The following is an 11,763-nucleotide window of genomic DNA, read 5'->3' as shown; positions in this document are numbered from 1 at the left end:
GTGCGCCCTTACCGTGCTGCCGAGTCATCGCCTAGGCAAGGACGTGCCGTTGTACACCCTGTGAGACCTCCCGAGTGCTGATCTGCCGCGCGTCGCGCCTGTGCGCCGCGCTGCTTCTTGCTGCGGACTTCTCACTGGAACAGGTGTACTTCTGTGCTCAATGTCTGGGTGGTCATGCCCACCTGCCTGCCGACCGTCCTCCGCCGTTGCCCCGCCTGCGGGTCCGGCCGCTTCCGGGCGAACGGCAAATTCCGTGTCAATGCGAACCACAAGCTCCTCGACGCCTGGCTCCTCGCGCTCTGCACCGCTTGCGGGGACACGGCGAAGCTCACGGTCCTGGAGCGGATGAACGTGCGCTCCGTGCGACCCGAGCTGCTGGACCGGATGCACAACAACGACGCCGCCCTGGCGGCCGAGTTGCTCCAGGATCCGGTCCTGCGGCGCCGCAATCGCATCGCCCTCGACTGGGACGACGCCTGGCGCCTCGACACCGGCGGATCGGATCGCCCGGACCGCGAGGCGATCGACGTCTCGGTCCGTTTCGCGGCGCGAATACCCGTCCGGCCGGTGCGACTGATCGCCGAAGGGTGCGGTCTTTCGCGTGCCGAGGTCGAGAGGCTGATCGCGGAGGGCAAACTCGTGTCGGCGGTCCGGCTGGGCGGCAAGCTCTCCGGCGACTTCACCTTCACGCTCAAGCGCTGAGCCCTCCCCGGGACCAGGGGCCTGTCCGGCAGGATCCGCCGGACAGGCCCCGGGCCTAACCTCCTCGCATGAGCATCGGCATACACATCCCGGAGTACCCGCAGGACTGCGAGCTGGTCGCGGGTGAGGACCTCGCGAAGGATCCCGCGTTCTGGCTGGCCCATGTCCTGCTGACGATGGGCGATCCCGGTGAACCGGCCGAACCGTACGGGGTGGACGCGGCGGCCTACGACGCGATGGTGGAGCGGCTCGGTGACCCCGAGCGGCCCTGGCCCGTCCTTCGGGTGCGCTTCGACGGCGGGCACACGGCCCACGCCGTCTACGCCAACTGGGAGGACCGGAACGACGTCGAGTTCTTCGTAAGCCATCCCGGGTGGGGGCGCCTCGGGCATCTCGGCCAGTGCGGTGCCGACGAAGCCCGCCCCGGTCTGTCCTGGCCGGAGCTGCTCGCGCTCGCAGCGGGCACGCGGGAAGGCGGTGAGGGGCTGAGCGATCCGTCCGAGCGCCTCCTCCTGCTGCTGCCCGTGCTCGGCGACGCCGACATGCCCGGCGAGGCGTACGACACCGTGGCCCGCGCGCTCCGCGACTGCGGGATCCGCCCGGAGGCGGCCGGCCCGCTGGCCGCCATGCTGCTCGGCGAGCCGGACCCGGCCGGCGGCCCCCGGTGGACCGTGACCGACGACAGCCCGATCGCCGTCTGCTCGTCCCCGTACAGCCCCCGCCGCGTGCCGCTCGCCCTCGGCATCTCCCCGGACCGGGCCCTGGCCCTGGCCGCCGCCCTCGGCGGGCACCAGGGGGGCTGAGCCCGGCTCGTCCCTCCTTACCCCGGAGGTAATCGTCGCGGCGTGCCCGCGCGGGCAGGATGGGCGCTCTCGCCGCGCCGAAGGGCGCGGAACCGGGGACGGAGGGGTCAGCCATGTCCACAGCCGCACCGACGGACACGCGCGCCGTCGTGGAGGAGTTGCTGCGCAGGATCGGCGGGGGCGACCCCGAGCGGATCGCCGAGCTGTACGCCGAGCGGGGCGACTGGAAGCTCGACTGGCCGCAGGACGAGCACGGCCGCGGTGCCACGCCGTGGATCCGGCACCGGTCCACCCGGGCCGACGCGGCGGCCCACTATCGCGAGCTCGCCGAGTACCACGTGCCCGGGGACGCGGGGACCGAGATCGAGCGCGTCCTCGTCGACGGGGGCGACGCGGTCGTGCTCGGTGAGATCCGCCGGACCGCCCGGCCCACCGGACGCGCCTACCGCGCGCGGTTCGCCCTGCACCTCACCGTCGAGAACGGCCTGGTCACCCGGCACCACGTCTACGAGGACAGCCTCGCCGTCGCCCGGGCCTTCGAGCCCGGGGCATGCGGGAGCCCCGGACCCCACGGGGGTCCGGGGCTGCCGGTGCGCGGGCCTGTCAGCCCTCCGTCGGGGTCAGGCGCAGGGAGATGCTGTTGATGCAGTACCGCTGGTCCGTCGGGGTCGGGTAGCCCTCGCCCTCGAAGACGTGGCCCAGGTGGGAGCCGCACTTCGCGCAGCGGACCTCCGTGCGGACCATCCCGTGCGAGGTGTCCGCGATCAGTTCGACGGCGTCGGTGTCCTTCGGGTCGAAGAAGGACGGCCAGCCGCAGTGCGATTCGAACTTCTCCGATGAGCGGAACAGCTCGGCCCCGCAGCCGCGGCAGGAGTACACGCCCTCCGTCTTGGTGTCCGTGTATTCACCGCGGAAGGCCGGCTCGGTGCCCGCCAGGCGCAGTACCTGGTACTCGGACGGGGTCAGCTCCGCCTGCCACTGCTCGTCCGTCTTCTCGACCTCGTAGGACATGACTCTCCCGCTCCCTCGTACCTTCAGCTCGACAGCCGGGCGAGGATCGCCGGACCGAGGTCCGTGACGTCGCCCGCGCCCATGGTGAGAACGAGATCACCGGGCTTCGCCATTCCCGCGATGGCGTCGGCGACGGCCGCCTTGTCGTGCTCGGCGCCGACGTCGGCGCCCGCCGCCCGGGCGGCCGCGATGATCAGCTCGCTGGTGACGCCGGGGATCGGGTCCTCACGGGCCGGGTAGATGTCCAGGACCAGGGAGGCGTCGGCGAGGGCCAGGGCGGCGCCCATCTCCTTGCCGAGCTCCTGGGTGCGGGAGAAGAGGTGCGGCTGGAAGACGACCAGGATCCGGGAGTCGCCGGCGGCTCCGCGGATGGCCTCCAGGTCGGCGGTCATCTCGGTGGGGTGGTGCGCGTAGGAGTCGATCACCTGGACGCCCGCGGCCTCGCCCTTGAGCTGGAGGCGGCGCTTGACGCCGGTGTACTTGCCGAGCGCGCTCGCCAGGTTGTGCGCCGGGATGCCGAGCGCCACGCCCGCGGCCAGGGCCGCGACGGCGTTGTGGGCGTAGTGGCGGCCGGGGACCGAAACGGTGAAGGTGAGCATCCGGCCGTCCAGGATCACGGTGACCTCGCTGGTCAGGCCGCGCGGGGTGATCTTGGTGATGCGGACGTCGGCGCCCTCCTCCTCGCCGTACGTGACGACGGTGAGGCCCTCCCGGCCCGCGACGCGGCGGGCGATCTCGGCCGCGCCCTCCTGGCCGTGGGCGACGACGAGGGTGCCGCCGGGCACGATCTTGCCGACGAAGGTCTCGAAGGACTCGTAGATCTCGTCGATGGAGGCGTAGTTCGCGTGGTGGTCGAGCTCCGCGTTGAGGATGATCGCGACCTGCGGGGTGTACTTGTGGAAGGTGCGGTCGCTCTCGTCCGCCTCGGCGACGAAGATGTCGCCCTCGCCGTGGTGGGCGTTGGAGCCGGGGGCGTCCAGGTCGCCGCCGATGGCGTACGAGGGGTCCAGGCCCAGGGCCGAGAGGGACACCGCCAGCATCGAGGTGGTGGTGGTCTTGCCGTGGGTGCCGGCGACGGCGATCGGCCGCAGCCCGTCCATCAGGGCGGCCAGCGCGTCGGAGCGGTGCACGACGGGGATGCCGAGCTCGGCGGCCCGGGCCAGCTCGGGGTTGTCGGCGCGGATCGCGCTGGAGACGACCACGCAGGTGGAGTCGGCGGTGAGGTTGTCTGCCGCGTGTCCGCCGTGGACCGTGGCGCCGTGGGCCCGCAGCGCCTCGGCGGTCTCGGAGTCGCCGCGGCTGTCGCTGCCGGCCACCTGCGCTCCGCGCTGGGCCAGGATCTTCGCGATGCCGGACATGCCGGCGCCGCCGATGCCGATGAAGTGGGGCCGTTCCATGGCGGTCGGCAGGCCGGGCTTCATTCAGGTCGCTCCAGGATCGTGTGTCTTGCGGGGTGCGCGTGAGGCTCTGACTGGCCCCAAGCCTATTCGTTGTGGGCGAAGAGCTTGAGCACGGGAACGCCGACCTTGTGGCGGGCGCGCGAGGCCCAGTCCCGGTGGAAGAACTCCTCCACGAAGTGCGGGGCGGTCAGGACGATCACCTCGTCGGCGCCGTGCTCGTCCACGACGGACTTCAGCTTGTCGAGCGGGTGGTCCTCGACGAGTTGACCGACGGCCTTGGCGCCCTTGGCGCGCAGCGCGTTCAGGGAGTGCGCGAGGGCATGCGCGGCGGGGCCGAGGGCGGCCTCGCCCTCGGGCTCGTCACCCTCACGGATGGCTTCCGGAATCTCACCGAGCGCTACGTCGTCGATGGCGCGCAGCAGTCGGTCCTGGTCGCCCCGGGGTTGCATGAGGACGATGAAGGAGACCGGGTCGTCCCCGTGCAGGTTGGTGACGAAGTCCACGTCCACCCCGGTCAGAGGCTGCTCGATCATCAATACGCTCGTGAACACGGACGCCCTCTCCTTCATGGGCCGAGGCCGGCCGGCCGACCCCTGCGGAAACCATCCTGCCCCGCTGTCGCACGGGGCCCTGCGCAGACATACCTGCCCAGTTATGTGCCCAGCGGAAGCAAAGCGGAACGACAAATTCCGCGCCTTGTCAGATCCGACGGTAGCTCGTGAAGAGGAACCCGGCCTCCTCCAGTACACAGGCGGGCGCGAGCCGGTGCGGAACCGTGACGGAGGGGCCGCCGGCGATCCGCTGGGCGCCTCCCGCCACGAGCATCGGGGAGATCGTCAGGCACAGCTCGTCCAGGGCGTCGGCGGCCACGAACTGACCCAGGAGCCGGGGCCCGCCCTCGGTGAGCTGGCGGCGCAGCCCCCGCCCGGCGAGTTCCCGCACCACCCGGGCGGCGTCCACGCCCGCCCCGTCACCGGCCACCACGACCTCGGCCCCGGCCCGCGCGGCCTCGGCCACCCGGGCGGCGGGCGCCGCGGCCCCGGTGACCACCAGGGTCGGCACCAGCGGGGAGGTGAACAGGGGCAGCGAGAAGTCCAGGTCCATGCTGGCGGTGACCACGGCGATGGCGGGGGCCGGGCCCTGTCCGGAGGCGGCACGGCGGGCCGCGAAGGCCTCCCGGGCGCGGGCCGGGCGGTAACCCTCCTGGCGAACCGTTTCCGCGCCGACGACCACCACGTCGGCCAGCGCCCGCAGGGTGCCGAAGATCCGCATGTCGCTCTCGCCCGAGATGGGCTGCGAGCGGCCCTCGTGCTGGGCGCCCCCGTCCAGGGTGGAGACCATGTTGGCCCGGAGCCAGTGGCCGTCCGCCTTCAGCGCGGGATACGCGTAGGCCTCCGCCAGCTCGTCGAGCGACCACTCCCGGTCGGCCCGGTCCCGGGGCGAGGCTGATGTCTGATCGGTCACAGGGAACAGGCGTCGCATCGGTGCAGTGTGCCACGCCCCGTAGAGTTGAGAGCTGTGTCGACATCTCTCTCCACCTCCGGTTACACCTCCGGCCGACCCCCCATAGCCGACGCGGGGCCCCAGGCCCTCTGTGCGCGCGAGCCGCGGGTGCCCGCCGAACGGCTGGTGGCCGAGATGGTGCCGCCGCCGCGGTTCGACTCGGTGCGCTTCGACACGTACAACCCGGACCCGACGCAGCCCAGCCAGTCCGAGGCCGTCACCGTGCTGAGCGGCTTCGCCGCCGGTCTGGGCGGCGCGCACGCCAGTGGCGCCGGCAAGAAGCGCTGGTTCTCGAAGAAGCCGGCCGCCCCCGCCGCCCCGCGCGGGGTCTATCTCGACGGCGGCTACGGCGTCGGCAAGACCCACCTGCTGGCCTCGCTGTGGCATGCCACCCCGGCGGAACCCGCGCTCAAGGCCTTCGGCACCTTCGTGGAGCTGACCAACCTGGTCGGCGCGCTCGGCTTCCAGCAGACCGTGCAGACCCTCGGCGGACACCGGCTGCTGTGCATCGACGAGTTCGAGCTGGACGACCCGGGCGACACCGTACTGGTGTCCTCGCTGCTCAGCCGCCTGGTCGAGCAGGGTGTGGCGCTGGCCGCCACCTCCAACACGCTCCCCGGCAAGCTCGGCGAGGGCCGGTTCGCCGCCGCCGACTTCCTGCGCGAGATCCAGGGGCTGTCGGCGCACTTCCGGCCGCTGCGGATCGACGGCCAGGACTATCGCCACCGCGGTCTGCCGGAGGCACCGGCGCCGTTCTCGGACGAGCAGGTCACCAAGGCCGCGTACGCGACCGAGGGCGCGAGCCTGGACGACTTCCCCGGCCTGCTCGAACACCTGGCCCGGGTGCACCCCAGCCGCTACGGCGCGCTGACCGACGGCCTCACGGCGGTCTGCCTGACCGACGTCGGCCCGGTGCCCGACCAGTCGACGGCGCTGCGCCTGGTGGTACTGGCCGACCGGCTGTACGACCGCGAGATCCCGGTGCTGGCCTCCGGGGTCCCCTTCGACCGGCTGTTCAGTGAGGACATGCTGAACGGCGGCTATCGGAAGAAGTACTTCCGCGCCATATCGCGGCTCACCGCGCTGGCGCGCGACGCGAAACCCCTGGTCTCCCAGTAGGTTTGGGGGCGCCGGGGACCTTCGGGGGCCCGGCCGTTTCCCACATCTTCGAAGGGACCACCATGGCCACCACGCGTCACGCGCACACCGTCTGGGAAGGCAACCTGCTGGAGGGCAAGGGGCAGGTGACCCTCGACTCCTCCGGCAGGGGCACCTTCGACGTCTCCTGGCCCTCCCGTGCCGAGGCCGCGAACGGCAAGACCAGCCCGGAAGAGCTGATCGCCGCCGCCCACTCCAGCTGCTTCTCGATGGCGCTGTCCCACGGCCTCGCGGGCGCGGGCACCCCGCCCACCCGGCTGGAGACCAAGGCGGACGTCACCTTCCAGCCCGGTGAGGGCATCACCGGCATCCACCTCACGGTGGAGGGCGAGGTCCCGGGTCTGGACAACGACGGCTTCGTCGCCGCCGCCGAGGACGCCAAGAAGAACTGCCCGGTCAGCCAGGCGCTGACCGGTACGACGATCACGCTGAGTGCCAAGCTCGCCTGATCGGCGCCGCTGCGACGAGGGGGGCGCGGGCCGCGCGTGCGGCCCGCGCCCCCTTCCGTGCCCCGTCCCCTCAGGCGTTCGCCAACTGCGGGATCAGGCGCATCGCGTTGTCGTGGTAGATCCCCCGCAGCTGCTCCGGGGTGAAGGCCGGGTCGGCTTCCAGGGCGGGCAGCGCCAGGTCCGTGACCGTGTCGGCGGGGGCGGCGGGCCAGTCGGTGCCGAAGAGGACGTGGTCGGCCGGCACGTGCTCCAGCAGGGTCGCGGCGGGCGCCATGGGGCCTGCCGTGTCGTAGTAGAAGCGGCTCAGGTGGTCACGGACGGCGGCGGGTTCGACGCGCGGCTCGCAGAACCGCCCGAGGGCCTGCAGCCGCGTCGCGATGTACGGCAGGAAGCCTCCGGCGTGCGGCAGCACGACGGAGATGTCCGGGAAGCGGTCCAGCGTCCTGTGGCTGATCATGTTCACGGCGGCCCGGGTGGTGTCCAGCAGGAAGTCGCACATGAAGTTCGGGATACCCGGCACCGTCGACCCGCCGGGCGGGCCGGGCGGGCCGTCCGGAAGGTTGTGCGGGTGGGTGTCCACCACGGCGGAGAACTCGTTCAGCTCGTGGAACAGCCGGTCGTAGGCGGGGTCGCCGAGGTAGACACCCCCGTAGTTGGCCGTCACGTTCACCCCGACGGCCCCCAGTTGGCCGAGCCCGCGGCGCACGGCCCAGGACGAGGCCTCCGGGTCGTCCAGGAACAGCGGGACGTAGTACGAGAACCGTCCCGGGTGCGACTGCGCCACCTCGGTCATCGACTGCAGCGTGATGTTGATGGCTTCGCGCAGCTGGGCCGACGACCGGTAGCGCGCCGGCAGCATCGGCTTGAGGACGGCGGTCGTGATGCCCGCGCCGTCCATGAAGCGGATCGCCGCGTCGATGTCCAGCCGGCTCCACGGGGGCAGCCGTTCCGGGTCGATCAGTCCGTGGTGCGCGGCCCAGTCGCGCCACTGCGGCGCACAGAAGTGCTGGTGCATGTCGATCTTCGTATGGGCCGCGTGCGCCGTGCCCGGGCCCGGCGCGGAGAAGCCCCGCGCGATGCGGATCGCCGCGCTGGTGCCCACCGCGGCGATCCGCAGTTCGTCCGCCGGCGTCCCCAGGAGGCGCAGTGCGGAATTACTCACGGAATCCGTCATGCCGATCCACCGCCCATCGGGTCTGGGTTACCTGCCGGAAGCCACGGAGGCCAGGGACGACTCGCCCGGGTCCGCGCCGGGGCGGGGCGGCTCCAGGACGAGCCGGAGGTGTTCGAGGCCCCGGAACGCCGGCACCGGGCCCTTGAGCCACGCCCGCCCGGTCCCCGGCGGGTCCGCGAGCTCCATGTCCGGGAACTCCCGCAGGAGGGTGGCGAGCGCGATCTCGAGTTCGAGCCGCGCCAGCGGCGCCCCCAGGCAGTAGTGGGTCCCGTGCCCGAAGCCCAGGTGCGTGCCCTGGAGTCCCTCGCGCGTCACGTCCAGTTCGTCGGGGAGGTCGAACTTCTCGGGGTCCCGGTTGGCCGAGGAGAGCGCGATCTGAACGAGGGAGCCCTCGGGGATCGCCGTGCCCCCGATCTCGGCGTCCCGCGCCGCGTACCGGAACGTCGACGTCTCCACCGATCCCTCGAAGCGCAGCATCTCCTCGACCGCCCGCGGGACGAGGGCCGGGTCCGCGCGCAGCAACGCCGCCTGATCGGGGCGGAGCAGCAGGTTGAGGACGCAGTTGCCGATCTGGTAGGCGGTGGTCTTGTGGCCGGCGAAGAACAGGACCCACAGCGACGCGACCAGTTCGGGGTCCTCCAGCCGTTCCTCCGCCTGGAGGAGGTCGCTGAGGAACGAGTCCGACGGCTGCGCGCGCGTGTCCGAGATGAGCCGCTCCAGCCGGTGCTGCAGGCGTTCCTCGGCCGCCTTGAGCTGTGCCTTCCGGCTGGGGTCGAACCGGGAGCGGGTCACCTCGGCGAACTGCTCCAGGATCTCCGGGCGGTCCTCCTGCGGGATGCCCATCAGTTCGCACAGGACCGCCACGGGCAGCGGGAACGCGAACGAGGCCATGAGGTCGACCGTGCCCGCCCTGCGGCATTCGCGCAGGATGTCCTCGGCGATCGCGGTGATCCGCGGACGCATCTGCTCCACCCGCCGGGGGGTGAAGGCGCTCCGCAGGACCCGGCGCAGCCGCGTGTGGCGGGGCGGGTCGGAGAAGAGCACGTTGTCGTCGAGCGCGTCGAAGAAGCTGCCGTACACGGCGTGGTACGTGTCGATGGCGCCGTGCATGTTCTTGCTGAACCGGGGGTCCGACAGCGCGTCGCGGGCGTCGTCGTAACGGGTGATGAGGTACGTCTCGATCCCGTGGGGAGGGGTCAGCCGGCACACCGGGTCCTGCTCGCGCAGGGCTGCGTACATCGGATGGGGACACTGCCGGTACTCGGGCGCGCCCCGGGACACGGCCGACACGATCTCGTGCAGCTCGCCGCCGCCGTCCGGTGCCGCATCCTGCTGCGCCATGGTCCGTACCCTCCGTCGCGCTCGCCTGCTGGGGACAACAGCGGTTCCCCGCCCGGATGCGTCGTGAAACGGCGCCCTTCCCGTTCGAGTGAGCCGGCGGCGCCGGGTCCCGGGGCGGGGCCGGGTGCGGGTCCGGCCGACCGTCAGCCGATCGGCGGTCGGCCGTCCGGGCCGAGTGTGTGGCGGGCCCGGCGGGCCGGGGAAGGGCTGCAGGTGCCCCCAGCCAGCCCGTCCCAAGGAGCCCGCGCATGGCCCGCCGTCTCGCCCTGGCCCTCACCGCAGCCGCCTCGCTCACCCTGGCGGCCGCCGCCGCTCCGCTCGCCGCCGCGGACTCGGGCCCCGGCCGGGCCCAGGGCGACCTGGCCCGGACGTACGCCGCGACCGCCAGGTATCAGGTGCACGCCAACGCGGTGGCGGACGGCTACAAGCCCGACCAGTACTGCGTCGTCGACAAGGCGGGCCCGGGCGCCCTCGGTTACCCGCACTTCAACCACAAGTACGACAACTCCCTCGACCCGGCGAAGCCCGCCGCACTGTTCTACGAGGACGACGGGCGCGGTGGCAAGCGGCTCGTCGCGGTCCAGTGGCTGCGCTACGACCGCGACCAGAAGCTGACGACGGACGACGACCGCCCGACGATGTTCGGCATCCCCTTCAAGGGTCCCAAGCCCGGCAACTTCCCCGGTCAGCCGGTGCACTACGCCCTGCACCTGTGGCTCTGGAAGAAGAACCCCGACGGCCTGTTCGAGACCTTCAACCGGGCGGTGACCTGCCTTCCGGGCACCACCCGTCCCAAGCCGTCCCTCTGATGCCGCCCCGGGAGCGGCCGGTGTCCGTCACCCGGCGCGGCCTGCTCGCCGCGGGCGGGATCGTCTTCAGCGGGGCGCTCGGCGCGCTGTTCGCCGGTGGCGGGGCCCCGGCCGCCGCCCGGGCCCCGCGGACCCCGCGCACCGAGCGCGGGTACGGACCGCTGGTGGCCGATCCACGCGGGCTGCTCGACCTGCCCGCCGGGTTCACCTACCGGGTGCTCTCCCGGGCGGGCGAGCCGCTGCGCTCCGGCGAGGGGCCGGTGCCCGCCAACTGCGACGGCATGGCCGCCTTCGGGGCCGGCGGCGGCCGCGTGCGCCTCGTGCGCAACCACGAGAACCGCACGACCGCCGCCCTGCGCGTCCCCGCCGTCCCGGGACTGACCTACGATCCCCAGGGCCTCGGCGGCTGTACCGCCCTGGAGCTGGACGCGGCCGGGCGGGTCACCGGTGAACGCGTCGCCCTCGCCGGTACCGCCGTCAACTGCGCGGGCGGCCGCACCCCCTGGAACACCTGGCTGAGCTGCGAGGAGACCGAGGACCGGGCGGGCACCTCCGGTTACACCCGCGACCACGGCTACGTCTTCGAGGTGGACCCGGCCGACCCGCACCGCTCGGGCGCGGTCCCGCTCACCGCGATGGGCCGCTTCGCGCACGAGGCCGTCGCCGTGGACCCGTACCGCGGGATCGTCTACGAGACCGAGGACGCCTTCGTCCGGCCGTTCGGGCTGTTCTACCGGTTCCTGCCGGAGCGGCCCCTCGGCGGGCCCGGCTCGCTGCGGGCCGGGGGCCGGCTGGAGGCCATGCGGGTGCCGGGGGTCGCGGACCTGGCGGTGGTGGACGAGCCCGGGGCGGTGTTCCCGGTGGAGTGGGTGCCCGTGCCGGACCCGTCGGCGGCCGCAACGCCGATCCGGTTCCAGGACTTCGGGCCGGGCGGGATCACCCACGCGCAGAAGCTGGAGGGCTGCTACTGGGGCGACGGCGGGGTGCACTTCGTGTCCAGCTTCGCGCGCAGCGGCGAGGGCGCGGCCGCCGACCACCACGGGCAGGTGTGGTTCCACGACCCGCGGCGCTCCACGATCCGCCTCGACGTGCGCTTCGGCCCGGCCGCCGACGTCGCGCTGCCCGGGGACTCCCCCGACAACATCTGCCTGGCCCCGGACGGCGGACTGATGGTGTGCGAGGACGGCGGCGGCGCGCAGTACGTCTTCGGGGTGACGGTGGGCGGCGAGGTCTACCCGATGGCCCGCAACGCCGAGGACATCGGAGCGCCGGGGGCCCCGGAGTGGGGGGAGTTCGCCGGTGTCACCTTCTCCCCCGACGGGCGGACGATGTACGTGAACGCCTACGCGCCGGGGACCACGTTCGCGGTGACGGGTCCCTGGCACCGGGCACCGTCCGGCGCGTAGGGGAGGA

At 72.7% G+C, this 11,763-nt stretch carries 12 protein-coding genes and 1 pseudogene; 7 read left to right on the top strand and 6 right to left on the bottom strand.

Annotation, left to right across the window (positions count from 1 at the left end; translation table 11 throughout):
* Window positions 1-153: 153 nt before the first annotated feature.
* The 3 genes and pseudogenes from ACXNSR_RS29735 to ACXNSR_RS29725 form a co-directional block, all read left to right on the top strand.
* Entirely contained in the window at window positions 154-702 is a 549-nt protein-coding gene (locus tag ACXNSR_RS29735; protein WP_458638427.1) for a DUF1062 domain-containing protein, read from the top strand.
* Window positions 703-770: 68 nt separating this feature from the next.
* Complete coding sequence (locus ACXNSR_RS29730) at window positions 771-1,505, top strand: hypothetical protein (RefSeq protein WP_458638426.1); 735 nt, start codon at window positions 771-773, stop codon at window positions 1,503-1,505.
* A gap of 113 nt (window positions 1,506-1,618) precedes the next feature.
* Window positions 1,619-2,047, top strand: a pseudogene (locus tag ACXNSR_RS29725) (nuclear transport factor 2 family protein); the annotation flags it as partial.
* A gap of 61 nt (window positions 2,048-2,108) precedes the next feature.
* On the opposite strand, the gene msrB reads toward ACXNSR_RS29725, so the two are convergent.
* The 4 genes from msrB to ACXNSR_RS29705 form a co-directional block, all read right to left on the bottom strand.
* Window positions 2,109-2,516: a peptide-methionine (R)-S-oxide reductase MsrB gene (msrB, locus tag ACXNSR_RS29720; RefSeq protein ID WP_458638425.1), complete on the bottom strand. Its 408-nt coding sequence runs from the start codon at window positions 2,514-2,516 to the stop codon at window positions 2,109-2,111.
* Between the two features lie 23 nt (window positions 2,517-2,539).
* Window positions 2,540-3,937 carry a UDP-N-acetylmuramate--L-alanine ligase gene (gene murC / locus ACXNSR_RS29715; protein WP_458638424.1) on the bottom strand — a complete coding sequence of 466 codons (1,398 nt, stop codon included), beginning with the start codon at window positions 3,935-3,937 and terminating at the stop codon, window positions 2,540-2,542.
* Window positions 3,938-3,999: 62 nt separating this feature from the next.
* Entirely contained in the window at window positions 4,000-4,467 is a 468-nt protein-coding gene (locus ACXNSR_RS29710; RefSeq protein ID WP_458638423.1) for an indole-3-glycerol phosphate synthase, read from the bottom strand.
* Between the two features lie 148 nt (window positions 4,468-4,615).
* Complete coding sequence (locus ACXNSR_RS29705) at window positions 4,616-5,398, bottom strand: pyrimidine reductase family protein (RefSeq protein WP_458638422.1); 783 nt, start codon at window positions 5,396-5,398, stop codon at window positions 4,616-4,618.
* A gap of 84 nt (window positions 5,399-5,482) precedes the next feature.
* Between ACXNSR_RS29705 and zapE the strand changes: the two genes are divergently transcribed.
* Complete coding sequence (zapE, locus tag ACXNSR_RS29700; RefSeq protein WP_373038751.1) at window positions 5,483-6,538, top strand: cell division protein ZapE; 1,056 nt, start codon at window positions 5,483-5,485, stop codon at window positions 6,536-6,538.
* Window positions 6,539-6,600: 62 nt separating this feature from the next.
* Complete coding sequence (locus tag ACXNSR_RS29695; protein ID WP_458638421.1) at window positions 6,601-7,026, top strand: OsmC family protein; 426 nt, start codon at window positions 6,601-6,603, stop codon at window positions 7,024-7,026.
* Window positions 7,027-7,096: 70 nt separating this feature from the next.
* Here ACXNSR_RS29695 and ACXNSR_RS29690 read toward each other — a convergent pair whose 3' ends face one another.
* Together ACXNSR_RS29690 and ACXNSR_RS29685 are read right to left on the bottom strand one after the other, a co-directional pair.
* On the bottom strand, window positions 7,097-8,188 hold the full coding sequence (locus tag ACXNSR_RS29690; RefSeq protein WP_458638420.1) for an amidohydrolase family protein: 1,092 nt from the start codon (window positions 8,186-8,188) through the stop codon (window positions 7,097-7,099).
* Between the two features lie 39 nt (window positions 8,189-8,227).
* A complete protein-coding gene (locus tag ACXNSR_RS29685) occupies window positions 8,228-9,541 on the bottom strand; it encodes a cytochrome P450 family protein (protein ID WP_458638419.1) in 1,314 nt (437 codons plus the stop codon).
* A 248-nt stretch (window positions 9,542-9,789) separates the two neighbouring features.
* Between ACXNSR_RS29685 and ACXNSR_RS29680 the strand changes: the two genes are divergently transcribed.
* Window positions 9,790-10,350 carry a hypothetical protein gene (locus tag ACXNSR_RS29680; RefSeq protein WP_458638418.1) on the top strand — a complete coding sequence of 187 codons (561 nt, stop codon included), beginning with the start codon at window positions 9,790-9,792 and terminating at the stop codon, window positions 10,348-10,350.
* Complete coding sequence (locus ACXNSR_RS29675; RefSeq protein ID WP_458638417.1) at window positions 10,350-11,756, top strand: alkaline phosphatase PhoX; 1,407 nt, start codon at window positions 10,350-10,352, stop codon at window positions 11,754-11,756. Before ACXNSR_RS29680 ends, ACXNSR_RS29675 begins: the two co-directional genes overlap by 1 nt.
* The last annotated feature ends 7 nt before the right edge of the window (window positions 11,757-11,763 follow it).

This window comes from Streptomyces sp. NC-S4 (assembly GCF_054353315.1).
Note: the sequence above shows the minus strand (reverse complement) of the source record. Positions and strands in the feature narration are given on the sequence as shown.